Consider the following 25,599-nt stretch of genomic DNA (forward strand, 5'->3'; position numbering starts at 1 on the left):
AAAACGGGTCTCCCTACATGTTCATTCTGCTAAGTAAATAGTTCCGGCTAGCCGCGCTGCTGTTTTTCGCTCTGTTCTGCGCCGTTTCCCTGACGGTAGGCCAGTGATACCATCAACGACTGCACCAGACACAGCGTGGCAGACTGTGAACGGAACGCATCAACCTGCGCTTCTTTCACCACAAAACAAACGTCGCTGAGCGTTGCCAGCGGGCTGATCTGACTGTCGGTAATCACAATTTGTCGCGCACCGGCTTTCGCCGCCATCTCACTGACCATCACGGTTTCCTGTGAATAGGGTGAGAAGCTGATGGAGACCACCACATCGCGTGAGTTAACGCGGCTGAGCTGTTCGCGAAACATGCCTCCCAGGCCGTTGACCAGAATCGCACTGCTTTCCAGATGGCTGAGCGCATAGGCGAGGTAGGTGGCGACGCTGAACGAGCGTCGTAGCCCCACGATATAGATCGTGTCCGCCTGCGCCAGCAGATCGACCGCTTTTTGCAGATCCTCTTGCGGGGTGCGTGCTGCCAGCTGTTGCATTGCCTGCGCGTTTGAGCGTGCAAACTCATGCAGAATATCCAACGGCGTTTCTGGCACCGCGTCAGCTTCCATCGCCCGAAACAGCCGTGCCCGGTCGGTATAGCTGGCCGTTTCCTCCACCAGATTCATACGGAATAGCTGTTTCATCTCGTTGAAGCCGCTGAAATCAAAGGCGTTGGCGAAGCGAATCAACGTTGAGGGAGGAACATCCGCGCGTTCGGCTATTACCGCAACGGTATCGAACGCGATGCTGTTGGTATTATCCAACACATAGTGCGCCACCTGCTGTAATCGTTTGCTGAGCGAATCGTAACGCTCGCGGATCTGTTCCTGTAACTCTCTCAGGCTGGTTGCCATGGGCATATCGGGTCATCTCCCAAAGACGTGTAAGACTCACATATCACAATTCTGCTTGGTTTCCGTCACGCCTGTGATGATTGGCGTTTGAAACGGAACAGAAAATTCATTTCTGGATACGACTGTTTTATCTGTACGACATTTCTGGCGGCAAACCTTTTATCGATGAGGCTATTTTCAGAGGCTGCTCGCCTGTCTTTGTGGACAGCTGGCTTCAAGTTTACATAAAAATTCGCAGCGGATCACAATAATCAACATTTATTTTATTTTTCCATTAAATGGAATATTCATTTCATATACTGTAATCCGATGTCAGCCGTTTGTCTCCTCAAAACCCACAAAGGTGTAAACATGGAAACCGTATCTAACTTCATTCAGGGGGCGATTGCCTCCAGCAACAGCCAGCGCTACGCGGCGGTGTATAACCCGGCGACGGGCGAGCAGATTCGCCAGGTTGTGATGTCTGATAAGGCGGAAGTAGAGCAGGCCATTGCCAGCGCGGCGGCGGCATTCCCTGCGTGGTCGAAGCACTCTCCGTTACGCCGTGCGCGCGTCCTGTTTCGCTTCAAGGCGCTGTTGGAAGAGCGAATGGATACGCTGGCTCGGCTGATTTCACAGGAGCATGGCAAGGTCTATTCCGATGCTGTGGGAGAGGTGACGCGCGGGCTGGAAGTCGTTGAGTTTGCCTGTGGTATTCCGCATCTCCAAAAAGGTGAACACTCGGCGAATGTTGGCACTGGTGTGGATAGCCATTCGCTCATGCAGCCGCTCGGCGTGTGCGTCGGGATTACGCCGTTTAACTTCCCGGCGATGGTGCCCATGTGGATGTTCCCGATTGCACTGGCGACGGGCAATACCTTTGTGCTTAAGCCGTCGGAAAAAGATCCGTCGTTCTCGCTGTTGTTGGCGCAATTGCTGAAAGAGGCAGGCCTGCCGGATGGCGTGTTTAACGTGGTTCAGGGCGACAAAGAAGCGGTGGATGTACTGCTTACCGATCCACGCGTGCAGGCGGTGAGCTTTGTGGGATCGACGCCGGTGGCGGAATACATTTATCAGACCGCGTCGGCGCATGGCAAACGCTGTCAGGCGCTGGGCGGGGCGAAAAACCATTGCACCCTGATGCCGGATGCTGACATGGATATGGCCGCTAGCGCGATTATGGGCGCGGCGTTTGGTGCGGCGGGCGAGCGCTGCATGGCGCTGTCGGTGGTGGTGGCCGTTGGCGATGACACGGCAGACGCGCTGCACCAGCGTCTGAGTGCGCAGATAAAAGCGATGCGTGTTGGACCGGGTCTGGTTGACGGGCAGGAAAATGAAATGGGGCCGGTAATCAGCGCGCCGCATCGGGCGAAAATTGCCGACTATATTCAAAGTGGTGTCGATCAGGGCGCGACGCTGCGCATCGATGGCCGCACGCTGTCTGTTCAGGGGCACCCGCAAGGCTACTTTATCGGGCCGACGCTGTTCGATAACGTCACGCCGGAGATGAAGATCTATCAGGAAGAAATTTTTGGCCCAGTGCTGTCCGTGGTACGCGTGCCGGATTACCAGACGGCGGTGACGCTGATTAATAACCATGAATACGGCAATGGCACGGCTATCTTTACCCGAGATGGCGAAACGGCGCGTCAGTTCTGTGAAGAAGTACAGGCGGGCATGGTCGGTGTGAACGTACCGATTCCGGTGCCGATGGCGTTCCACAGCTTCGGCGGCTGGAAGCGCTCCATTTTTGGGCCGCTCAACGTCCACGGCAGCGACGGCGTGCGCTTCTACACCCGCATGAAAACCGTCACCAGCCGCTGGCCCGCCAGCGTCCGTCTGGAACACCACACCAGCAGCTTCATCATGCCCACGCTGGAGTGAGGATTTGACTGCTAACAGGTGATGAATGGAGTGCACTGGTTGTGCTCTTCCGGCGTCAAAAATTATGCTGAGGTAGGTGCACCGCCGAAAGAGCGACAAGGATGTTGCGAAAGCCAGTGCCGCGGAGGGACCGCGTCACTGGCGGTTCGGATGACGGTGACACATACCGAAGGGCCCGCGTAGCGGCATAATTTATCGCCATAAGCCTGGGTTCTCAGGGCGGCGGCGATTGAGCGCCCTGAGTCGGGCGCGTGCTACAACGTAGCATAAGAATAGCTAAATTTTTGCGCACGAAATACTCGCTGAATATACATAGTTCATTATAGAAATCAGATCCTTATTTAAGGAGTAGATCAATGGATACGTGTCGCATCACCATGGCGCAGGCGCTGGTCAGGTTTCTCAACCAGCAATACATCAGCATAGATGGTGAAGAATCCCCTTTTGTGCAGGGTGTCATGACCATTTTTGGTCACGGTAATGTGCTGGGCATCGGCCAGGCGCTGGAGCAGGAGGCAAACCGTCTCACCGTGCATCAGGGGTGCAACGAGCAGGGGATGGCGCATATTGCCGTCGGGTTTGCTAAACAGCACAAGCGGCGGAAAATCTATGCGGTGACCTCATCGGTGGGGCCGGGTGCGGCGAATATGGTGACCGCTGCGGCGACCGCGACCGCCAACCGCATCCCGGTACTGCTGCTACCTGGCGATCTCTTTGCCTGTCGCCAGCCGGATCCGGTGTTGCAACAGGTCGAGCAATATCACGATCTGTCGATTAGCACCAATGACTGCTTCAAACCGGTTTCCCGCTACTGGGATCGCATTAATCGCCCTGAACAGCTGATGAGCGCGTTGATTAACGCCATGCGCGTACTAACCGATCCTGCAGACACCGGTGCGGTAACGCTGTGCTTACCGCAGGATGTACAGGCGGAAGTCTGGGATTATCCGGCATCGTTTTTCCGCAAGCGCGTCCATCACCTCGAACGTCGTCCGCCGGATGCCGCGCGGCTGGATGAAGCCGCGGCGCTGATTGCGAGAAAACGTCGTCCAATGCTGATTTGCGGCGGCGGCGTTCGTTATTCCGGCGCCCATGATGCGCTGGCACAGTTTGCCGAGCAGTTTGCGATTCCGTTTGGCGAAACACAGGCGGGCAAGGGTGCACTTGTTTCATCACATCCGCTGAACTGTGGCGGCATTGGCGTCACGGGCGGGCTAGCGGCGAATCGGCTGGCGCAAGCGGCGGATCTGATTATCGGCGTCGGGACGCGTTTAACCGATTTTACTACCGGCTCCAAATCGCTGTTTCAGAACCCTGATGTCGAATTTTTACTGCTCAACGTTGCCGAGTTTGATGCGCTAAAACTGGACGCGTTGCCCCTGATTGCCGATGCTCGTATCGGGCTGGAAGCGTTGAGCGAACGGCTGGCAACGGTGTCGTATCATAGCGGCTGGCAGCAGGCTGTCGAACAGGTTCGTGCGGAATGGGAGCGCGAGCTAGGGCGGCTGTTTACCGTGCAGGATAAGGGTGAACTGGTGCCAGAAGTGGTGGATGGTCTGGAAGATAAGCTGGATGAATACCGCCAGATGCTGAATACCCATCTGACGCAAACGCGCGTGCTGGGCATACTGAATGATGAACTGGAGGATAACGCGATTGTGGTTGGTGCGGCGGGATCACTGCCGGGCGATCTACAGCGCGTGTGGCAGGTGAAAACACCGGACAGCTATCATCTGGAATATGGCTACTCCTGCATGGGGTACGAGATTGCGGCGGCCATTGGCGCACGCCTTGCGGCACAGCAGCAGCCAGTCTATGCGATGGTCGGCGATGGTTCCTATTTGATGCTCCATACCGAACTACAAACGGCGGTACAGGAGGGCATCAAAATCACCGTACTGCTGTTTGACAACGCGGGTTTTGGTTGTATCAACAACCTGCAAATGAGTCAGGGGATGGGCAGCTTCTGTACAGAAAACCGCTACCGCGATGCGGAATCGGGGCAACTGCGCGGTGCGCTTATTCCGGTGGATTTCGCCAAGAATGCGGAAAGCTATGGCTGCAAAGCGTGGCGGGTGCATGATGAAGCCTCGCTCAAGCAGGCACTGGTGGAATCACGCCAGCACTCAGGACCGGTGCTGCTCGATATCAAGGTGCTGCCGAAGACCATGACGCACGGCTATGAATCCTGGTGGCGTACGGGAACGGCGCAGATTGCCGACAACCCAGAGATTGAGTCTGCTGCCAATAGCGTGAAAGCCGCGCTCTCCCGTGCGCGGCAATATTAGGGGGCTATGCCAAGTGGCTGGTATGAGTTTTGCCGTTTCATTCCAGCCTCTGCGAAGGTTTCGGGCGTATTAAGCATACTTATTTCCTCAGTGTGTCCACACACGCCCGACAAGGCGCGCTCAATCGCCGCAGCGCCTTGACCACTGGCTTTTCGGCGCTAATGGCGTCGCTACGCGATACCTTCGGCGTTCGTGACCGCTGTTCGGGCCGTCAGTGACGCGTTCCCAACGCGGCACTGCCTTTCGCGGCGTCCATGCCGCTCACCCGGCAGTCACGCCCACCTCAGCGCAATTTTTTACGCCGAGGAAATAGAAACAGCAAGACACTCATACGGCTTTAGATATTGTTAGCTTAGCGTCATAGTGCTGCTTAGTGCTGCTTAAGGTTTCTCTTTGCTCTCACATGTAACATTAAACTGAAATATTTATTTCATTTTTAAACCGCGGTTTCATTTTCCCTCCTGCTATACGCCAACACCTGACCGATCCGCTGATAGTCATGTATATCCCCATAAACGTTCTCACCCGATGTGTGATTGTGGTTGCAGAAAACAGCGAAGATGTCATGAAAATGTTAACTGACGCGCAAAAACATAATTTTCAATTTATACAAAACTGAAATAAATGTTTTATTTTAGCTATCGGGATTTGCGGTAAAAAGTGAGTGATGGGGCTGGAGAGAATGCGACTAGCCGTTATCCCGTCACTTTATCAGTCTGGCGTTAAATACCACTCAGGTAGCAAGGGAGCATCTATGTTTAACATCGCTTTACTGGGCGCGGGCCGTATTGGCCAGGTCCACGCAGTGAACATCGCGGCACACAAAGAAACCAACCTGTACGCGGTGGTCGATCCCAACCCAACCAATGCCACCGCACTGGCCGAACGTTACCATACCAAAGTACAAACAGTTGACGAGGTCATGAACGATCCCGCCGTGCACGCCGTCCTGATTGCCTCCGCGACTGACACGCACGCCGACCTGATTGAGCTTGCTGCCAAGCATGGTAAAGCCATCTTCTGTGAAAAACCGGTACATCTGGATATTGCTCGCGTTCGCGACTGCCTGACCGTCGTCAAACAGCAGAACGTGCCGCTGTTTGTGGGCTTCAACCGCCGCTACGATCCGCAATTCCGCCGCGTCAAAACGCTGGCTAGCGAAGGCAATATAGGCAAGCCGGAATCTCTCCTGATTATCTCCCGCGATCCGTCCCCACCGCCTGCTGAGTATGTCCGCGTTTCCGGCGGTATGTTCCGCGATATGACGATCCATGATTTCGATATGGCGCGCTTCATTATGGGTGAAGAACCCGTGTCGGTCTTTGCACAAGGCAGTAATCTGGTCGATCCGGCGATTGGTGAAGCGGGGGACATAGATACCGCGTTTATCGTGCTGAAATTTGCTTCTGGCGCGATGGCGACCATCGTTAACAGCCGCCGTTCTGGTTACGGCTACGATCAGCGCCTTGAATTGCACGGCGCGAAAGGCGTGCTCACCGCAGGCAACATCCGTGAAAACGTAGTCGAGCAGTGGACGGATGACGGTTGTCTGTCTGCGAAACCTGAATATTTCTTCCTGCAACGCTATCACGCGGCCTACGCGGCAGAGTGGCAGCACTTTGTCGATGTGCTAAATGGTCGTACGCAGCCTGAGTGCTCTGGTCTGGACGGTGAACGCGCGTTGAATCTGGCGGATAAAGCGTTTGAATCACTGGCTCAGGGCAAGGAGGTCGCCGTGTAACCGCATCGGCACAGCGCGTTTTACCTGCTTTCAACCCTACAACCATACCCATAACAGAAGCAGAGAAAAGACATATGAAAAAGATCATTAGCGTTACCGCAATTGCCATCGCACTGGGTCTGTCTGGTCTTGCTCAGGCCCAAAATGAACAAATCGTTTTCAGTACGCCGAATCTCGCTATGCCGTTTGAAGTTCACATGCAGCGCACCGCCGTCAAAGCCGCCAAAGAATTGGGCGTGAATTTGCAGGTGCTGGATGGGCAGGGTAGCTCGCCGAAGCAGGCCGCCGATTTGGAGAATGCCATCACACGCGGTGCACAAGGTTTCGTGGTGTCACCGAATGACGTCAATGCAGTTTCCAGCGCCGTGACCGAAATTCAGGATGCCAAACTGCCAGTGGTGACGCTGGATCGTTCGGTGAAAACGGAAAAAGCGGTGCCGCATTTTGGCGCTAACAACTACAAAGGCGGTCAGGCGATTGCTGATTACGTCAAAACCAAATTCCCGAACGGTGCAGAGATCATTCTACTGACTGGTCAGCCGGGTTCTTCTTCCAACATTGAACGGACGCAGGGGATTCGTGACAGCCTGAAAGCGGGCGGCAGCAAGTACCGTATTGTGGCTGACCAGACGGGGAACTGGATGCGTTCAGAAGGAATGCGCATCGTTGAAAGTGTTTTTCCATCATTACCAAAACGCCCGCAGGTGATTCTCTCTGCGAATGACGATATGGCGCTGGGCGCGATTGAAGCGTTACAGGGGCAAGGTCTGAAACCCGGCGAGGTGCTGGTGACGGGATTTGATGCCGTACCGGAAGCGCTGGCTCGCGTACGCGACGGCTGGCTTGCGGTTACCGCCGATCAGCGTCCGGGCTATGCCGTGACCACGGCATTAACGCAGTTAACCAATAACATCCGCAGTAAAGCGCCTATCACCGGGGCAGACTACCAACCGACCATGATTACCAAAGATAACCTGAACGATGCCGAACGCATTGGTGAAGCGGGTAAATAAATCGTTTTCCACGCCATTGTTAAATCATATACCCCAAATAATTCGAGTGGCAGGAAGGCGGCAAGAGAGGGAATCCCGATGAGCTTACTCAGGTAAGTGATTCGGGTGAGTGAACGCAGCCAACGCACATGCAGCTTGAAGTATTACGGGTATAAAAGGTATTCAGCAGGCCGCATCCGTGCGGCCTTGCGGGAGGAAGGTACGCATGACGGAACCCCTACTGAACATCACCAATCTGGCAAAGAGCTTCTCTGGCGTCTGGGCGCTGAGCAGTGCGCAACTGACCGTACAGCCGGGAGAGATTCATGCGCTATTGGGAGAGAACGGCGCGGGTAAATCGACGCTGTTAAAGGCGCTGGCAGGGGCGCAGCCGCAGACCAGCGGTGATATCTGGTTTGGCGGCCAGCAGCTGTTACCGCTTGAATCGCCGGTTGAACGCCAAAAACGAGGGATTATCACCATTTATCAGGAGTTTAATCTGCTGCCTAACATGAGCGTCGCGGAAAACATGTTCCTGGGGCGTGAGCCGCAGCGCAGTGGATTATTTGTCGATGCACTGGTGGTCAATCGCGAGGCGAAAGCGGTACTGGATTACCTGAAATTAAATATTGCGCCGACGACGCAGGTGGCGCGTTTGAGCGTGGCCCAGCAGCAGATGGTGGAAATCGCCAGAGCGCTGACGCTGAACGCCAAACTGATTGTGATGGATGAGCCATCGGCGGCGCTGAGCGATAGCGAAGTTGACAGCCTGCACCGTGTGGTGCGTGAGCTAAAAGGGCGCGGTGTGAGCGTGGTGTATGTGACGCACCGACTGCATGAAGTCTTCCAGCTATGCGATCGCTTTACCGTATTTCAGGACGGCCGCTACACCGGTTCTGGGGATGTCGCCAGCACCAACGTGCAGGAAATTATTCGCTTGATGGTCGGTCGTGACGTGGTGTTTAACCGTCGTCCGCCTTCAGAAACGCATCATCAGGATAAGCCAGTTCGATTGGCGGTAAAGGGGTTAAGCCGGGAAAAGCCGCCACTGGATGCGCACGGCATTGCGCTAAAAGACATCAGCTTCCAGGTGCATGCCGGAGAAGTGCTCGGCATTGCTGGGCTGGTCGGTGCAGGGCGCACGGAAATCGCACGCTGCCTGTTTGGTGCCGATGGGTTCTCTACCGGTGAGTTTGTGCTGGATGATGCGCCTTATCATCCGTCCACGCCACTGCATGCGCTGTCGCAGGGTATTGCTCTGGTGCCGGAAGACCGCAAGAAAGAGGGCGCGGTACTGGGGTTATCGATCAGGGAAAACATCTCGCTCTCCAACCTCTCATCGCTCATGCGCTGGCGCTGGTTTGTGAACACCCGTAAAGAAGACGATTTGATTGACGCCTATCGTCAGGCGCTGCACATCAAGATGGTGAACAGCGATCAGGAAGTGCGCAAGCTGTCGGGCGGTAACCAGCAAAAGGTGATTCTTGCTCGCTGTATGGCGCTGAACCCTAAGGTGTTAATTGTGGATGAACCCACGCGCGGCATCGATGTCGGCACCAAGTCCGAAGTCCATCAGGTGCTGTTTGATATGGCGAAACGGGGTGTTGCCGTGATTGTGATTTCCTCCGATTTACCGGAAATCATGGCGATTTCCGACCGTATCATCACGCTCAGCGAAGGGCGGATCAGTGGGGAAATTCATGGCGATGACGCTACAGAAGAAAAACTGATGACGATGATGGCCATTTGCCACGACGCATTACACGCAGCATAACGGAGGTGACGCATGTCCCAGCAGCCGCTTTCTAAGACGATTACGCCGCCCAACACGCGTGGACGTTTTGACCCCATTGGCTTTTTTGAACGCTTTGGCGTGTTTATTTTCATGATTTTGCTGCTGATTTTCTTTCAGTCGCAGAACAGCAACTTTTTGTCCGAACGCAACATCACCAACATCCTTACCGAAGTGTCCATCTACGGCATCATGGCCGTAGGAATGACGTTCGTCATTTTGACTGCTGGGATCGACCTGTCTGTCGGCTCGATTCTTGCGGTATGTGCAATCACTGCCGCGTCGGTGATTAAAGGCGACAACTTCACCACCGTCGACCCCGATGCCTGGTACGGCTTGAGCTGGCTGGTCGCGTTGGGCGTCTGTCTGGCAATGGGCACCTTTATTGGTTTCCTGCATGGTTTAGGGGTGACCAAACTGCGTCTGCCGCCGTTCATCGTCACGCTGGGCGGGATGACCATCTGGCGCGGATTAACGCTGGTGATGAACGACGGTGCGCCGATTGCGGGCTTTGACCCCGGCTATCGCTGGTGGGGACGAGGAGAAATCCTCGGTATTTCGGTGCCGATCTGGATCTTCGCGCTGGTCGCCTTACTGGGCTATCTGGCGCTGCATAAAACCCGCTGGGGACGCTTTGTGTACGCCATCGGCGGCAACACCGAAGCGGCGCGACTGGCTGGTGTGAATGTGCAGCGTGTACTCGTCAGCGTCTACGTGGTGATTGGCTGCCTGGCTGGACTGGCGGGCTTTATTCTCAGCGCTCGTCTCGGCAGCGCAGAAGCGGTCGCGGGGATCACCTTCGAACTGCGCGTGATCGCTTCGGTGGTCATCGGCGGCACCTCGCTGATGGGCGGCTATGGCCGGATCAGCGGCACGATTATCGGCTCGATCATCATGGGCATTCTGATTAACGGACTGGTGTTGATGAACGTATCGGCCTACTACCAGCAGATTATCACCGGGTTGATTATCGTGCTGGCCGTGGCGTTCGACACCTATGCCAAGAGCCGTCGCGGCGCTATCTGATCCGCGCCTGTACCGAATCTTTTTTGCACTGAGGTGGATATGAAGGATGTACGCATTGGGTTAATCGGCACTGGCTACATCGGGCGTGCGCATGCTATCGCCTACGCGCAGGCACCGACGGTCTTCCCGCTGAAAGGGAATCTGGTGAAAGCCATGCTGGCGGAAGTGTCGCCGGAACTAGCGGCTAAACGGGCGCAGGAGTTCGGTTTTCAGCGTTCAACCGGTGACTGGCGTGAACTGGTGGCCGATCCCGACATTGATGTGGTGGATATCTGTGCGCCGAACTTTCTGCATAAGACGATGGCGATGGCGGCCATCCAGCACGGTAAGCATGTTTACTCAGAAAAACCGCTGGCGCTGAACGCGCGTGATGCCAGAGAAATGGTTGATGCTGCACAGCGGGCGGGCGTGAAAACGCTGGTGGGCTTCAACTACATGAAGAACCCGACCTCACAGCTTGCCAAAGAGATTATTGCCAGCGGAGAAATTGGCGAGGTAGTGCATTTTTACGGCACGCACAATGAGGATTATCTGGCCGATCCTAACAAACCTGCAGACTGGCACTGCTTTAAAGAAACGGCAGGGCTAGGGGCGTTGGGGGATCTGGCGGCGCACATCGTCAACATGGCGCAGTATCTGGTTGGCGATATCGCCAGCGTCTGTGGCGATCTGCAAACGGTAATTGCGCAGCGTCCGACGGCATCGGGCAGCAGCGAATGGGTACAGGTGGAGAATGAAGATCAGGCGCATGCCATGGTGCGGTTTGCTAGCGGCGCGCGCGGCGTGATTGAAACTTCGCGTATCGCCTGTGGGCGAAAAATGGGTCTGACCTACGTGGTGACCGGCACCAAAGGCTCGCTGAGTTTCACGCAGGAACGCATGGCGGAGCTGAAGCTGTATCGGCATGACGAGCCGGAAAATCGGCAGGGATTTAAAACGCTGCTGACCGGGCCACAACACCCGGATTACGCGGCCTTCTGTGCCAGCGCCGGACACGGTATTGGATTTAACGATCAGAAAACGGTGGAAGTGCGCGATCTGATCGATGGTATTGCGGCCGACGTACCCCTATGGCCGGATTTCGAAGAGGGCTGGAAAGTATCGCGAGTTCTGGATGCGATAGTGCAGTCACACGAAACGGCGCGCTGGGTGAACGTGGACGAGGTGGGCTAATTAAGGCTTTTTTTACGCGACTTTTTTACAGGGCTTGCTGCTATGAGTAAGGAAAAGACGTTTGATGTGATTTGCATGGGGCGCGTTGCTGTCGATCTGTACGGGCAGCAAATCGGCGCGCGTCTGGAAGATATGGGCAGTTTTGCCAAGTATCTGGGCGGGTCGTCCGGCAACGTGGCTTACGGTACGGCGCGGCAGGGGTTACGTTCTTCCATGCTAGCGCGGGTGGGCGACGAGCATATGGGGCGTTTCCTGCGCGAAGAGCTGAATCAGGTCGGCTGTGACACCAGCCATTTGATTACCGATAAGGAACGCCTGACGGCGCTGGTGCTGTTGGGCATTAAAGATCGCGATACCTTTCCGCTGATTTTCTACCGCGACAACTGCGCTGATATGGCGATTTCGTCGGAGGATTTCACCGAAGATTACATCGCATCGTCCCGCTGTCTGGCGATTACCGGCACGCATCTCTCTCACCCTAACACGCGTGCCGCGGTGCTGACGGCGCTGCAATATGCACGGCGCAACGGGGTGAAGACGGCGCTGGATATTGACTACCGTCCGGTGCTGTGGGGACTGACGTCGCTGGGCGATGGCGAAACCCGTTTTGTTGAAGCGCAGGCAGTCACGGCGCAGTTGCAGCAGGTGCTGTCGCTGTTCGACGTGATTGTCGGCACCGAAGAGGAATTCCACATTGCTGGCGGCAGCACGGATACCTTGCAAGCGCTGCGCACGGTACGGCAGCATACGCAGGCAGAGCTGGTGTGTAAACGTGGAGCGCTGGGCTGTTCGGTGTTTAGCGATGCCATTCCCGACCATCTGGATAAAGGCATCACGATCAAAGGGGTACGCGTGGATGTTCTCAACGTGCTGGGCGCGGGCGATGCGTTTATGTCCGGCCTGCTGCGCGGCTATCTCAACGGTGAAGGTTGGGAGAAAGCCTGTGCTTACGCCAATGCCTGTGGTGCGCTGGTGGTATCACGCCACGGCTGCGCGCCAGCCATGCCAAGCAAGATCGAACTGGATAACTATTTAGCCCGTGCGGCGAGCGTTCCGCGTCCCGATCTGGATGAAGAGCTTAACCATCTACATCGCGTTACGACACGCCGTAAACAGTGGAATGAACTGTGCGTGATTGCGTTCGATCACCGCAGTCAACTGGAAGACATGGCGCTGAACTGCGGCACGGAAATCAGTCGTATTCCGGCGCTGAAGATGCTGATTTTGCGTGCCAGCTATTATGCGGCTCAGCAGGCGGGGCTGGAGGGCAAAGCGGGTCTGCTGTGTGACGGCACGTTCGGTCAGGATGCGCTGAATGATATCACCGGAAAAGGCTGGTGGATTGGTCGACCGATTGAACTGCCGGGTTCGCGCCCCTTAATCATGGAGCGGGGCAACATCGGCTCACAGCTGGTGAGCTGGCCGCTGGAGCACGTGGTGAAATGTTTGGTGTTCTTCCACCCGGAAGATGCCCACGCGCTGCGGCGCGAGCAGGAAATGAAGGTGATGGAGGTCTATCAGGCCTGCCGTCAATCCGGCCATGAACTGCTGCTCGAAGTTATTCTTCCCGCAGGGATGGCGCACAGCGATGCGCTTTATCTACGCGCCATTCAGCGCTTCTATAACCTCGGCGTGCGGCCAGACTGGTGGAAACTGCCACCGCTGTCCGCCGAAGGCTGGGAGCAACTCACGCCTCTGTTGGCACAGCGCGATCCTTACTGTCGCGGCGTGGTCATCCTTGGGCTGGATGCGCCGCTGGAAACATTGCAACAAGGCTTTAGCGCCGCCGTCAATTTCCCGATCGTGAAAGGGTTTGCCGTCGGGCGCACCCTGTTTGCCCAGCCTGCGCAAAAGTGGCTGCGCAATGAGATCGATGACGCCGAATTGATTGAGCAAGTTAAACATAACTACCTGCAACTGATCGCCGTCTGGCGTCAGCGCGGTTAACCCGTTTCTATGTGATCGAATAAAGGGAAAATAACATGACTGTTCAACTTGGTATAAATCCACTCACCTGGACAAATGACGATCTGCCTTCTCTGGGCGCGGACACGCCACTGGAAACCTGTTTGACTGAAGGGCGGCAGGCGGGTTTCGCTGGTTTTGAATTAGGTAACAAGTTCCCACGTCAGGCCAGCGTGCTGGGGCCAATCCTGCAAGCGCACGACTTGCGCTTAGTTTCTGGCTGGTATTCCGGTGAACTGCTAACCCGCTCAGTAGAAGAAGAAATCGAAGCGGTGCAGGGGCATCTGGCGCTGTTGCGCGATCTCGGAGCGACGGTGCTAGTGTTTGCAGAAGTGACAGGTGCGGTCCACGGCGATCAGCAGAAACCGGTTCATCTGCGTCCGCGTTTCCCTGAAGAACGCTGGCCAGAATATGGCAAAAAGCTGACCGAATTTGCGCGCTACACGCAAAGTCAGGGCGTGCAGATTGCTTATCACCACCATATGGGCACGGTAATTGAAAGCGCGCAGGACGTGGACAATTTGATGGAACACACCGGGCCGGAAGTTGGACTATTGCTGGATACCGGTCACCTAACGTTCGCGGGGGCCGATCCGGTAGCGGTGGCCAAACGCTGGATTAATCGCATTAATCACGTTCACTGCAAAGATATCCGCCCAGACGTGCTGAAAGACGTGAAAAACCGCAAAACCAGCTTTCTGGACGCCGTGTTGAGCGGTGTCTTTACCGTGCCGGGCGATGGCTGCATTGACTATCCAGCGGTGTTCAGCATCCTGAAAGCCAATAGCTACAGCGGATGGTTGGTTGTTGAAGCGGAACAGGATCCGGCCGTCGCACATCCGCTAACCTATGCCACGCTGGGCTACAATAACTTGCAACGTTTCGCCCAGCAGGCGGAATTGATCTGATTTGTGGTGGTATAGGAGGTAACAAGATGTCCCGACTCTTATCTCGTCATCGTGCGCCTGATGAATACGGGCGTACGCAACACATCACACCGGAAACGGCGGGCTGGCGATATGTGGGGTTCGATATGTACCAACTGGCACTGGAGCAGGTGCTATCGCTACCCGCTAGCGATAACGAACGCTGTCTGGTGTTGGTCAGCGGTAAAGCTACCGTTGTCACGCCAAGTGAGCGTTTCGAGCAGATTGGCGACCGAATGAGCCCGTTTGAGCGCAGAAAGCCCTATGCGGTTTATGTCACTGCTGGCGAAACGATTACGGTGATGGCACACACCGCGCTGGAGCTGGCAGTGTGCGCTGCACCGGGGTTCGGCACACATCCGACCCGGCTGATCGCGCCGCAGGATATTGACGCCGAGCAGCGTGGTGTCGGCAATAACCAGCGCTACGTGCATAACATTTTGCCGGAGGATAAAGCGGCGGATAGCCTGTTGGTGGTCGAAGTGTACACCGACGAGGGCTGTACCAGCTCCTATCCTAGCCACAAGCATGACGTCGATAATCCGCCGCAGGAAACTTATCTGGAAGAAACCTATTACCATCGGTTGAATCCAGAACAGGGGTTCTGCCTGCAACGCGTCTATACCGATGACCGTTCATTAGATGAATGCATGGCGGTATACGATAGGGATGTGGTGCAGGTGCCGCGCGGCTACCATCCGGTCGCCACGATTGCGGGTTATGACAGCTATTATCTGAATGTGATGGCTGGCCCCACGCGCCAGTGGCGTTTCACTTGGGAAGCGGATCACCAGTGGATCAACAGCCCGGAATACGCGGATAAACACAGGTAGGGCAACGCGTAGTTATGCTGCGCCGGTAACAAACAAAAACAGGGAGCGTTGTTATGTGCTCCCTGTTTTTTCTTGTGTTTAAATTATGTGGTTTTTTAAATCATGTCGCCGCTGTTAGCGTTGTTCCCGCCATTGCAACGCGCCTTCTTTCAAATAACCAATATGGCTGGCCATGAGTTCGGCTTCCTGTTCGCTGTGCGTGACTAAGAGCGCGGTTTGTCCAGCGTCGCGCAGGATGTCGCGCACCTCCTGTCCTAGCCGCTTACGGCTATCGGGGTCGAGGCTGGATAGCGGTTCGTCGAGCAGCAGTACGGCAGGTTGGGGAGCTAATGCACGTGCCAACGCGATACGCTGCTGTTGTCCGCCGGACATCTCATGCGGATAGCGCTGCCCTAGCGCAGCGAGATCGACCAATTCAAGCATGGCGCGAACGCGCGATTGCTGAAGATCTTTCGGCTGTTTTCGCAGGCCAAAGGCAATGTTCTGCGCGGCGGTCAGATGGGGAAACAGCGCGTAGTCCTGAAACACCATCCCGACATTGCGCTGTTCCGGCGGCAGATGCATGTCTGGGCCCGCCACACAGCGCCCGCCGACGTAAATCGTTCCCTGAGTCACGTGCTCGAAACCGGCAATGGCACGTAACGCTGTGGTTTTGCCGCATCCAGAGGCACCGAGCAGACAGGCCAGTTCCCCCGCGACAACCTGCATGGAAAAACCGTTCAGCACATGATGAAAATTATGCTTGTGCCCGTAGGCGACGTGGACATTATTCAGAACGAGTGTAGCCTCAGACACCTTGACTCTTCCTCATGATTTTCATTCTTTCTCAACCGACGTTTTTAACTGACTACGTGCCAGCAGCACAACGGGGAGCGTGCCAGCTATCACAATCAGTAGTGCGGCAATCGCGCCTTCTTCATAAGTGCCTCTGGCCGCTTCGGCATAGAGGACGGTCGCCAGCGTCTCGAAATTGACGGGGCGCAGCAGCAGTGTCGCAGGAAGTTCCTTCATCGCGTCGGCAAACACCAGCAGCGCACTGGTTACCAGCGCCGGGCGCAGCAGGGGAAGATGCACGCGGAAAAACGTCACCAACTCGCTTTCACCCAGCAGACGCGACGCCTGTTCCATCACGGGCGGAATACGCGTCAGTCCGGCATCAAGCGCGCCTATCGCAATCGCCATAAAGCGAATAGCACAGCAGACTACCAGCAGGATACCGGCGGAAAGCAGCGGTAATCCCTTATAGCCGATTAGCTCGGCGAGAAAATTATCTGTCGCCATACCGGGCGTCAGCAGGCCAATGGCGAGTACCGTGCCGGGAACGGCATAGCCCAGCGAGGCGATTCTCAATACGGTGCGGCGGCGTTCTGGCGAGCGATCGGTAATGGCTGAATGACGGGCATACCACGCAATAATCAGGCTAACGACGGTAACGACCAGCGTGACACCAACGGCCAGCAGCAGCGAATTTTCTAACGACTGTATCAGGCCAGCGGAGATCGTCACACTATCACCCAGCCGTTTGGCGCTTTCCCATGCGAGAAAGAGGGCAGGGGCGATGAATCCGAGCAAGATCGGTAACGCGGTCGCGCAGGTTGCCAGCCAGGCGCGTACGCCTTTTAACGGAGTGGGCATGATGCCACGCATTTGTCGGCTGGTGCCGTAGCGCTGGTTTTTCCGGCCATAATATTCCAGCGTCAGCAGCAGGATGACCACCGTTAGCATCGTGCAGGCGATCTGTGCCGCAGCGGGTAAATCCGACCGGGTGACCCAAGTCGTGTAGACCGTCACGATCAGCGTATTCACCCCAAGAAACTCGGACGCGCCAATATCATTCAGTGTTTCCAGCAAGGCCAGACTGGTGCCGACGGCTAGCGCAGGGCGTGCCATCGGCAGGGCAACGTGCAAAAAGGTGCCCGTCGCGCTCAAACCCAATGTGCGAGCGGCTTCCAGCAGGTGTGCGGGTTGGCTGATAAACATGGCACGCATGGTCAGATAAACGTACGGATAGAGCACCAGCCCGAGCAGCAGAATGGCACCGGTCATGGAGCGCAAGTCCGGCAGCCGGAACTGACGCGGGCTGTCATAGCCAAGAATACTGCGGATCACTTCCTGAATCGGGCCGATAGGGTGCAGCATATCGAGCCAGGCAAACGCGACAATATAAGTTGGCATCGCCAGCGGTAGCAGCAGCGCCCAGCTAACGAGCTGTCTGCCGGGGAAATCAAAGGCGGTCACCAGCCAGGCGCAGCCCGCACCAATCACCATCACTAATGTGCCGACGCCGACCAGCAGAATCAGCGTGTTGAGTGCAGCATCGGGCAGCACGTAGCGCATCAGGTGATCCCAATGACCAACACCTGCGCCCGCCGCTAGCCAAAGCAGGGAAACCAGCGGAGCCAGTACGCCAAGCGCAATAATGATAGCGGCGATGCGAAGCGGCGAAAAAAAGAGGCGCGGCCGCCCGAAGGCGCCGCGCCGGGTTGACGAACCGGTCTTATTGATCGAATCCAACTTTATCTACCAACTGACTAGCTTGTTTACGGAATTTAACGATATCAGTCAGCGGAATGCTATCCACATTCACTTCACCAATCGCGCTGCCGATGGTTGAATCCAGCGTAACGCCTTTGCGAACCGGGTATTCATAGTTCGCCTGTGCGTAGAGCTGCTGGGCTGGGGCGGAAACCAGATATTCCATCAGCTTCACGGCCTGATCTTTATGCGGAGCATGGCGTGCAACGGCTGCGCCGGTGATATTGACGTGCGTGCCGCCGTTTTCAAAGGTAGGCTGAACCACCTTGATGGCATCGCCCCATTTACGGGCATCTGTGCCTTCTTTGGCGTTCTTCATATGGCCGACGTAGTAGGAGTTAGCCAGACCCACATCACAGATACCGCCGAGGATATCGCGTGCGACGTCACGGTCACCGCCAGTGGCTTTACGTGCCAGATTATCTTTCACTCCGCGCAGCCAGGTTTCGGTTTTAGCTTCGCCATGGTGTGCGATCATCGCGGCAACCAGCGCGGTATTGTAAGGGTGTTGACCCGCACGGATACACACTTTGCCTTTCCATTTCGGATCGGCGAGATTTTCGTAAGTAATGCCGGTCAGCGGCAGTGATTTTTCCGCATAAAGTACGCGGGAGCGCATCGACAGGCCAAACCACTGATTGTCTTTATCGCGCAGCGCAGCTGGGATGACGTCGGTCAACGTGCTGGACTGAATCGGCTGTGTGACACCCGCTTCCACCAGATCGATCAGGTTGCCAGCATCAACGGTCATCAGCAGGTCAGCCGGTGAGTTTTGGCCTTCCGCCTTCACGCGTTCCAGCATGCCGTCCTTAATGAACACGGTGTTTACTTTGACGGATGTCTCTTTGGTGAACGCATCAAGCAGCGGCTGAATCAGCCCAGGCTCGCGCGTGGTGTAGAGGGTCAGGGAATCTTCTGCGGCGACAGCTGGCAATGCATAAGCCACCATCAGCGATGAGGCTAGCGTGAGCAGGCGCGCTTTTTTGCGCAGAACAGACAGCGTTTTTGACATGTTATTATCTTCTCCAGAGTGAATGTGATGCATAAATTAATAAAATAAGGAGATATTTTCGGCAGGCGATTAAAACAATATATGATAATCACTCTTGTTTGCAATCTCATTAACGCAGTTTGTTCACTATCGTGATAAGGGTCAACCTAGGCGTGCATCAGGAGAAATCAGCGTTTTACTTGTGGGCATCTTGATAAAAACAGTGATGATTGGCTGTCTTGAGTAAGACTATTGCTACGGCTTCAGGTCTTGCCTGGAAAACGAGTACGTGGTTTCTTCCTTTAGAGACAGTATTACGCTCCTGTTGAAGGGGAATTATCCGCTTGGTACGGTCAATATCGAATACTTAGGTGCAAGCATGGGGATCGTCACGGCAGATCCTTCCGTTGATGAGCCTGATGGTGTGATCCGTCGAGCCGATGCTGCAATGTACGCCAATAAAGTCATGCGAAAAAAAGCGCAAGCCAGCGCGGATCAGGATGACGCTATGCCGTTTACCAGCCGCAGACGTTAGTTTCTTCATCCGCATCGTAACCACGTACGATATTAACCAATTCTTTCACCGATTCAGCGGAAATCGTCTTATCTTTTAATTCTGCAAGCGCGGAGAAATCCTTATCAACGGATACGCCATTATTATTATTGGTTACCGTCAGCAAAAATCCGTTGTTATTATCGCTGGTTAAAGACAGATTGTTGACTAATTCATCAACCGCGCCGGCAGCGAAATCGGGTACATAAAAAGCCATCGGTTTAAGGTAAACCTTTTCTGCTTTTTCATTATTATTGCGGTTCAATAGTGTTAATGAGTACCCTTTATTTTCAGTTGTCATTTTTTACCTCAACCTTCTATCAGAATTTTTGGATCGACATAAAAATCTACGTTGAATAACGTATCATCAGATAACGCTTCAATTCTGTGCCATTTCTCTGGAGGGAATACGCCAAATTGTCCTGCTTCAATGGTCAGCGTTTCGACTGGCTCCGAACTGGTTTCATCGGCATAGCCATAATAACGAATTGTCCCTTGCATCACGCACAAACGCGGGTAAACACCTTGTCGTGTTCCTGCATCCAAATGGCGCCGCCAAATAGACGCGGGAGCAGTCTCCTTTGTCCAAAACGGTGTTGTACGGGTATGAACATAATTCGCTGGTATGACAATTCGTTCCATGTTTAAACCTCATATTTTACCCAACCACATTGTGGATCGGGAAGGAAAAAATCATATGATGCATAGCATATACCTCTTTTAATGCTTGTGAATTATTTTTTGCTAGTTAATTTTTACAATATCGAAATTCCTCGTGCAAAGGTTGTATTACCGATACTCAATTGTGGTTATTGTTAAGTGGAAATCAAAAGAGTAAAAATGGAAAGGTATAACGATAATCTATTATGAGGCCTGAACTAAAATGAAAAAGAATGTAAAACTCAGTTCGTTTTATTATGGATTTCCTGTTTTTCTTGTTACGACGACGGATAATAGTAACGGGGATACCAATGTCGCTTCTATATCATCATCAATTTCTCTTGGTGATAAAATTATTATTGGTGTCAGTAAAGGAAGTAAGACTTACAGTAATTTATTATCCGGTTCTGATGTCGTCATCAATATTCCTGATTACAAACTTTGGGAGAAGGTTGAAGAACTCGGTAAATTGACCGGAAGCGACACGCTATCTGAAGGGCAGATAAAATGGGGCGTTCAGGTATGCCACGATAAATTCTCCAAAGTAGGCCTTCATACTGAAGCCTCTACAGATATTACGCCACCTCGGGTTATTGAATGTCCTATCCAGGCAGAATGTAAGACTGTCAGTACCACAGACAAAGGTCGTTTTATTCTTGTCGAACTAGATATTGTCAATGTCTGGGTGGATAGCGAGCTATTAGGATCAAATGATGTCATCGACTCGTCAAAATGGAAGCCGCTGATCTACAACTTCCGCGAATACGACACCACCGGTGACGCCTTAGGATTTAATTTTAAATACGGTCATTAATCGCATAAAGTGAAGATTCCCGCTGTGTTAGCGGGTCATCTGAGCCTCTGTAAATTACCTGTTCCCGTGAGTCTGTTGATCAGACTTTATGGGCTGATCTTTGACGTGCAGTATCGCGCAGTCTGCCATGATCCGGTAGCCGACTTACGTAGCAGAAAAAGCTCCTGATAAGCCGCAGGTGTGACGACACCGGTCGCTTTGTTTGTTTCAGTTCCCTCGGTGGCGCTCCGAACGAAGGCCCAGTCAGAGCTAGTTTGCACAACCTCCTTTATTTCATAGGCCATGTCGAAGCCGACTGTTTCAAAGACGCTGAGATAGACCTCAGCAAGCTCGTCCTTCCCCACTGCCGCTGGCCTGCCAGGCCCCATCAGTACACCGTCATCAGTGTATGTTGCTATTACGGCCGGGATATCGGCACGATTGAAGGCGGTCAAGTAAGCGACCGCCGCCGCTTCAATAACGGCCAGTTCTTCATTAAATATCTTACTCATTATCATTCCTCACCAGTATTACTTTGAAGCCAAAAGAGTTCTTTCAAACAATAGTAAATTCACATGTCGCTAAACTGTGTCTTTCCTTTGCTTGTTCAATGCGGATTGAACACCGGTTGCGAAGTGTCATGCCATTTTCACATCGGAAATGCTCGAAAAGGAGGCCTAAATAGGGCATGAGATTTTCCATACAATGGATGCGGCAAAATTTTGATCCGGTAGGATCTAGCCACGGTGTTGCCGAGTAAGATAAGGGGGATCGATTAGGTAGACTAGATGTATAAAAACACTTAGCCTTATCATTTCAGTGATTAATCGTGAAGGGGAAAGCTTTGCGTCGTGCCAGCTATTTTCTGCATGAAGCTGGTATCAAAGTAATCTCTCCAGGCGATGATTTTATCGCCGTCAAGCTTGAGTATGCCCATCACTTTTGCTGCGCCAATCTCGCTGCCATCAGCACGTTCAAACCTGTCAAAGCGTCCAGTGAGCATCTTATTACCGTCAGCGGCGATCGAAAGCATTTCAATACGTACTGTCGTGATGCCAAATGCCTCTTCGAGTTTGTCAATTAGCGCCAATGCTTCATCGATGCCGGTAGTGGTGGCACGCCCTCATTGATTCAGACTGTGTGAGCTGTGTAGCCTACGCCTGATAAGCTCTTTTTCTTGCCTGATTATATCAGTCATCTTGCGTGGTAATGGGCCGTTGATATAATCAGCCTTATGAATAACGATCTTACACCGCACCTTGATATCGCCCTGCGGCACGCGTCGCTGGGATTGACTGTCACACGGATCCCGCGTGTAGACCTCTGCGTCGGACAAGGCTCGACAGACAAGGCTCCCTGCCTGTATCGCTCGATGATCTGTTTCATCCTGCAAGGCTCAAAGCGCGTTGCAATTAACGACACGCTTCTGAGTTACAACAGCGAACAGTATCTTATCAGTGCCCTTGATTTACCTCTTAGCGGACAGATCCTTGATGCTGAAGGGGGGCGGCCCTACGTTGCACTATCGCTGGTGCTGGATCCGGCCATACTAGCGGAATTAGCGGCAAACATGCCGCCGGTTCGCGAAAGTGAACAGAAAGGGATTGGCATCATGATAAATCCCATGACCGCTTCGCTCCGCAATACGTTACTCCGCCTAATGTCGTTGCTTGATACGCCTGACGATATCCCGATTCTTGGCCCCATGCTCGAACGGGAATTGCTTTATCGTCTCTTGCAGGGCCCTCAGGGGCGACTGTTGCGTCAGATTGCCCAACCCGATGGCGCACTCAGTCGCATCCGGCGCGCCGTTGGCTGGATCAGGGACAATTACAGTACCCGTCTTCGCATCGACGCGTTGTGCGAGGTAAGCGGTATGAGCCGAGCAAGCCTGCATCGCCATTTTCTGTCGATGACTGGCCTCAGTCCTGTCCAGTATCAGAAACAGCTTAGATTGCAGGAAGCTCGCCAGCTTTTGCTTGCCGGTGAGCATCGCGCGTCTGACGTGGCATTTGTTGTTGGCTATGAAAGCGCATCACAGTTTAGCCGTGAATATCTCCGGCAATTTGGCGCGCCGCCTGTCCGAGATGTGCGCGCCATACGGATGGCGATAGACGCGCTAGGTAAGGCGTAAACGGGAGTTATGATGAAAAGAGAGACATTATTCAGGTACGCTCGGGAACATTTTAAATCTGAGCCTGAATATATCGGATCATTACGCCAATATGCTGGATAAGCTCAATTAATATCATGGCATTCATTGCAACAGTGAGCATGTTTAAATAATTAAAACTGCTCAAGCATGAGATCTATAAATGCACGTACAGCAGGGTTAGAGCGACGGCTCTCATGCCAGACCGCCGAAATATTGTGACGCTCTATGGCAAAATCTGACAGAACAGGAATTAACGCTTTTTTCCTAACCAAAGAAGCGGTCATAAAGCTGGTAGCCATTCCTATCCCAGCACCGGCAGAAACTGCCGCTATTACTGCTTCACTTGCATCGACGATGATATTCGATGATGGCACGATTTCAATCTCCCTCTCTCCTACCCGGAAAGGCCAGCGAAAAACCTGCCCTGTATTTTGGTAACGCAGATTTACCGTTTTATGCCCTATCAGTTCATTGGGATGGCGTGGCGGCGGACATTTGGCCAAATATTCAGGAGATGCATAACAACACAACTTATATGGCGAGAGGCGACGCGACAGGAGATTTGAATCAGCGAGGTCGCCAAGTCTGATAGCAATATCAATACGTTCATCAATGATGCTTATCACGCGATCGCTCAAGCGTAGGTCAATTGCCACTTTTGGATGAAGTGCGCAGAACGTTGGGAGCACGGGAGCAATCATATGGAGGCCGATCGGAAACGATGCAGCTATTCGTAGTGTACCCGAAGGCTCAGCGCGTGAGCGCTTGGCTACCTGCTCAATCTCTTCAGCATCGAGCAGCAACCTTATCGCTCGCTCGTGTAATTCACGGCCTTCAGCAGTCAAAACCAGAGAGCGTGTTGTTCGGGTGAATAACGTAACGCCAAGATGCTGCTCCAGTCGCTGGATACTCTTACTGATCGCTGAGGGTGAAACTGACAGCGAGCGAGCAGCAGCGGTGTAGCTGCCGAGAGCTCCCGCACGTGCGAATGCAATTAGACCTGTGAGTCTTTCAAAACCTATTTGTTCCTTCATGGCAACATTAAAGCGAAATATAGGCTCATTATCAACCATCAGCATTGGTCATATTATCTCGCAACTGAACCCCTGTAGGAGTGAGATTGTGATGAGTGAAATGATGAAAGTAGTGCAACTAAATGCGTTCGGTGGCCCAGAAACTCTTCAGTATGGGGATGCACCTTTGCCCACTGTGGGATGTGACGGAGTACTTGTTCGAGTGTATGCGGCCAGTATCAATCCGCCAGACTTGTATTTGCGTGATGGTTATCGCGCTCTTCCGTCTGAATGGTGGCCCAATTCCTCCTTTCCACTCATCTTGGGAACTGATGTATCAGGTGTTGTCGCAGCGATCGGCGAAAATATTTCCGAATTCAGCCTTGGGGATGAGGTCTATTCAATGGTGCGTTTTCCTGAAGGAGTAATGCAAGGTAGTGGTGCGTATGCCGACTACGTGTGTGTTCCTTCGTCAGATCTGGCGTTAAAACCTCAGGGCATCGAACATGTCCAGGCTGCGGGCGCACCGATGTCACTGCTCACGGCCTGGCAGTTCCTTGTCGAATTAGGCCATAACGCTCCAAATCCTTTCCAGCTGTTCACACATACACCCGTTCAACTTGAGGGTCGTACGGTGCTGGTTAATGGTGCCGGAGGTGGCGTAGGACACCTTGCGGTTCAGATTGCCAAGTGGAAAGGTGCGCACGTGATAGCGGTAGCCAGTTCCCGGCATGAGGTGCTTTTACGTGATCTGGGGGCGGATGAGTTTATCGACTACACCAAAGTCGCTGTCGAGACTGTAGTTAAAAATGCCGATCTCGTCATTGATGCTGTGGGCGGGACTCACATGGAGCGCTTTCTAAGCTGTATCAAGCAAGACGGAGCACTATTTCTTGTTAATCCTTTAGGTTTTTCCGGACAGAATGAGGCCGCCACAAAAGGAATTACTGTGTCAGCAACGCAAGTGCGTTCCAGTGGTGCGCAGCTATCAGAAGCGGGTCAACTTTTGGAAAAAGGGGTTATCCGTGTCGTCATTGATAGTACTTACCCGCTAGCAATGGCATCAACTGCCCATCAACGCGCTTCATTAGGCAGTATTCAGGGAAAAATAGTGCTCACCAATTTTTGATTATCACATTGCCGTTCTGCCATTGGCTATATCCACTCGACAACGTGAAGGAAACCTCTCATATGATGTCGCCGTAGATAACCATTTGGGCGGACGATTGCTCATATCGAAACGCTGGAAAGATCACGACTCACTAAGTGCCTATCTCAAAACAACCGACATTATAGAATTTATCAACCGCTGGCAGGAACGAATGAAGGGGAAAGTCCTAAAGTATGGCGCCTTTAACGAAAGGGATTTGATGGAAGAGTAAGCATAAATTTGTTTACGAC

25 protein-coding genes are annotated in these 25,599 nt (G+C 53.6%); 16 read left to right on the forward strand and 9 right to left on the reverse strand.

The genetic code is table 11. From position 1 onward, the window contains the following. Positions 1–47 precede the first annotated feature (47 nt). Positions 48–905 (reverse strand): MurR/RpiR family transcriptional regulator, encoded by an 858-nt coding sequence (locus tag GZ59_RS07205; RefSeq protein ID WP_011093039.1) that lies wholly within the window; start codon positions 903–905, stop codon positions 48–50. A 345-nt stretch (positions 906–1,250) separates the two neighbouring features. On the opposite strand from GZ59_RS07205, the gene GZ59_RS07210 reads away from it, so the two are divergent. From GZ59_RS07210 to iolB, 11 genes are all read left to right on the forward strand, one after another. Continuing rightward, positions 1,251–2,762, forward strand: a complete 1,512-nt coding sequence (locus GZ59_RS07210; RefSeq protein ID WP_039290914.1) for a CoA-acylating methylmalonate-semialdehyde dehydrogenase — start codon at positions 1,251–1,253, stop codon at positions 2,760–2,762. A 356-nt stretch (positions 2,763–3,118) separates the two neighbouring features. Then, positions 3,119–5,050, forward strand: coding sequence for a 3D-(3,5/4)-trihydroxycyclohexane-1,2-dione acylhydrolase (decyclizing) (gene iolD / locus GZ59_RS07215; RefSeq protein WP_039290916.1), 1,932 nt, complete (start codon positions 3,119–3,121; stop codon positions 5,048–5,050). 29 nt (positions 5,051–5,079) lie between these two features. Next, positions 5,080–5,268, forward strand: a complete 189-nt coding sequence (locus tag GZ59_RS23435) for a hypothetical protein (RefSeq protein WP_123785383.1) — start codon at positions 5,080–5,082, stop codon at positions 5,266–5,268. A 536-nt stretch (positions 5,269–5,804) separates the two neighbouring features. Next, positions 5,805–6,791, forward strand: a complete 987-nt coding sequence (gene iolG / locus GZ59_RS07220; RefSeq protein WP_039290918.1) for an inositol 2-dehydrogenase — start codon at positions 5,805–5,807, stop codon at positions 6,789–6,791. A 74-nt stretch (positions 6,792–6,865) separates the two neighbouring features. Then, positions 6,866–7,804, forward strand: coding sequence for a substrate-binding domain-containing protein (locus GZ59_RS07225; RefSeq protein ID WP_011093043.1), 939 nt, complete (start codon positions 6,866–6,868; stop codon positions 7,802–7,804). Positions 7,805–8,009: 205 nt separating this feature from the next. After that, the gene (locus tag GZ59_RS07230) at positions 8,010–9,557 is read left to right on the forward strand and encodes a sugar ABC transporter ATP-binding protein (protein ID WP_039290921.1); all 1,548 of its coding nucleotides are present in this window, start codon (positions 8,010–8,012) and stop codon (positions 9,555–9,557) included. Between the two features lie 12 nt (positions 9,558–9,569). Further along, a complete protein-coding gene (locus tag GZ59_RS07235; RefSeq protein WP_011093045.1) occupies positions 9,570–10,601 on the forward strand; it encodes an ABC transporter permease in 1,032 nt (343 codons plus the stop codon). A gap of 39 nt (positions 10,602–10,640) precedes the next feature. Further along, positions 10,641–11,774: a Gfo/Idh/MocA family protein gene (locus GZ59_RS07240; RefSeq protein ID WP_039290923.1), complete on the forward strand. Its 1,134-nt coding sequence runs from the start codon at positions 10,641–10,643 to the stop codon at positions 11,772–11,774. Between the two features lie 42 nt (positions 11,775–11,816). Next, positions 11,817–13,721 carry a bifunctional 5-dehydro-2-deoxygluconokinase/5-dehydro-2-deoxyphosphogluconate aldolase gene (locus tag GZ59_RS07245; protein WP_039290926.1) on the forward strand — a complete coding sequence of 635 codons (1,905 nt, stop codon included), beginning with the start codon at positions 11,817–11,819 and terminating at the stop codon, positions 13,719–13,721. A 35-nt stretch (positions 13,722–13,756) separates the two neighbouring features. After that, on the forward strand, positions 13,757–14,647 hold the full coding sequence (iolE, locus tag GZ59_RS07250; RefSeq protein WP_039290929.1) for a myo-inosose-2 dehydratase: 891 nt from the start codon (positions 13,757–13,759) through the stop codon (positions 14,645–14,647). 26 nt (positions 14,648–14,673) lie between these two features. After that, positions 14,674–15,498 carry a 5-deoxy-glucuronate isomerase gene (gene iolB, locus GZ59_RS07255; RefSeq protein WP_039290932.1) on the forward strand — a complete coding sequence of 275 codons (825 nt, stop codon included), beginning with the start codon at positions 14,674–14,676 and terminating at the stop codon, positions 15,496–15,498. Between the two features lie 114 nt (positions 15,499–15,612). On the opposite strand, the gene GZ59_RS07260 is transcribed toward iolB, so the two are convergent. Genes GZ59_RS07260 through GZ59_RS07270 form a run of 3 tightly spaced genes read right to left on the reverse strand, consistent with a single transcriptional unit; the run spans position 15,613 to position 19,045 of the window. Next, positions 15,613–16,293, reverse strand: a complete 681-nt coding sequence (locus GZ59_RS07260; protein ID WP_039290934.1) for an ABC transporter ATP-binding protein — start codon at positions 16,291–16,293, stop codon at positions 15,613–15,615. Between the two features lie 21 nt (positions 16,294–16,314). Then, the gene (locus tag GZ59_RS07265) at positions 16,315–18,012 is read right to left on the reverse strand and encodes an ABC transporter permease (RefSeq protein WP_039290936.1); all 1,698 of its coding nucleotides are present in this window, start codon (positions 18,010–18,012) and stop codon (positions 16,315–16,317) included. Further along, positions 17,996–19,045 (reverse strand): Fe(3+) ABC transporter substrate-binding protein, encoded by a 1,050-nt coding sequence (locus GZ59_RS07270; protein ID WP_039290938.1) that lies wholly within the window; start codon positions 19,043–19,045, stop codon positions 17,996–17,998. Before GZ59_RS07270 ends, GZ59_RS07265 begins: the two co-directional genes overlap by 17 nt. Positions 19,046–19,313: 268 nt before the next feature. On the opposite strand from GZ59_RS07270, the gene GZ59_RS07275 reads away from it, so the two are divergent. After that, entirely contained in the window at positions 19,314–19,559 is a 246-nt protein-coding gene (locus GZ59_RS07275; protein ID WP_039290940.1) for a hypothetical protein, read from the forward strand. On the opposite strand, the gene GZ59_RS07280 is transcribed toward GZ59_RS07275, so the two are convergent. After that, positions 19,540–19,878 (reverse strand): DUF1869 domain-containing protein, encoded by a 339-nt coding sequence (locus GZ59_RS07280; protein WP_039290941.1) that lies wholly within the window; start codon positions 19,876–19,878, stop codon positions 19,540–19,542. The two genes, GZ59_RS07275 and GZ59_RS07280, sit on opposite strands and share 20 nt — an antisense overlap. Before the next feature lie 8 nt (positions 19,879–19,886). Further along, the gene (locus GZ59_RS07285) at positions 19,887–20,219 is read right to left on the reverse strand and encodes a TehB family protein (protein ID WP_039290944.1); all 333 of its coding nucleotides are present in this window, start codon (positions 20,217–20,219) and stop codon (positions 19,887–19,889) included. A gap of 241 nt (positions 20,220–20,460) precedes the next feature. Between GZ59_RS07285 and GZ59_RS07290 the strand changes: the two genes are divergently transcribed. Then, complete coding sequence (locus tag GZ59_RS07290) at positions 20,461–21,051, forward strand: flavin reductase family protein (RefSeq protein ID WP_039290946.1); 591 nt, start codon at positions 20,461–20,463, stop codon at positions 21,049–21,051. A gap of 86 nt (positions 21,052–21,137) precedes the next feature. Here the strand turns inward: GZ59_RS07290 and GZ59_RS07295 are convergent, their stop codons facing one another. Together GZ59_RS07295 and GZ59_RS07300 are read right to left on the reverse strand one after the other, a co-directional pair. Then, positions 21,138–21,542, reverse strand: coding sequence for a YybH family protein (locus GZ59_RS07295; RefSeq protein WP_039290949.1), 405 nt, complete (start codon positions 21,540–21,542; stop codon positions 21,138–21,140). Positions 21,543–21,853: 311 nt separating this feature from the next. Beyond that, complete coding sequence (locus tag GZ59_RS07300; protein WP_080641309.1) at positions 21,854–22,132, reverse strand: limonene-1,2-epoxide hydrolase family protein; 279 nt, start codon at positions 22,130–22,132, stop codon at positions 21,854–21,856. Between the two features lie 132 nt (positions 22,133–22,264). Between GZ59_RS07300 and GZ59_RS07305 the strand changes: the two genes are divergently transcribed. Beyond that, complete coding sequence (locus tag GZ59_RS07305; protein ID WP_039290951.1) at positions 22,265–23,164, forward strand: AraC family transcriptional regulator; 900 nt, start codon at positions 22,265–22,267, stop codon at positions 23,162–23,164. Between the two features lie 152 nt (positions 23,165–23,316). Here the strand turns inward: GZ59_RS07305 and GZ59_RS07310 are convergent, their stop codons facing one another. Further along, positions 23,317–24,219 carry a LysR family transcriptional regulator gene (locus GZ59_RS07310; protein ID WP_039294825.1) on the reverse strand — a complete coding sequence of 301 codons (903 nt, stop codon included), beginning with the start codon at positions 24,217–24,219 and terminating at the stop codon, positions 23,317–23,319. A 91-nt stretch (positions 24,220–24,310) separates the two neighbouring features. Between GZ59_RS07310 and GZ59_RS07315 the strand changes: the two genes are divergently transcribed. Both GZ59_RS07315 and GZ59_RS24045 read left to right on the forward strand, forming a co-directional pair. Next, on the forward strand, positions 24,311–25,327 hold the full coding sequence (locus tag GZ59_RS07315; RefSeq protein WP_039290954.1) for an NADP-dependent oxidoreductase: 1,017 nt from the start codon (positions 24,311–24,313) through the stop codon (positions 25,325–25,327). A gap of 22 nt (positions 25,328–25,349) precedes the next feature. Next, complete coding sequence (locus tag GZ59_RS24045; RefSeq protein WP_367644037.1) at positions 25,350–25,580, forward strand: putative quinol monooxygenase; 231 nt, start codon at positions 25,350–25,352, stop codon at positions 25,578–25,580. Positions 25,581–25,599: the final 19 nt, after the last annotated feature.

The organism is Pectobacterium atrosepticum (genome assembly GCF_000740965.1).
In the GTDB taxonomy this organism is placed as follows: domain Bacteria; phylum Pseudomonadota; class Gammaproteobacteria; order Enterobacterales; family Enterobacteriaceae; genus Pectobacterium; species Pectobacterium atrosepticum.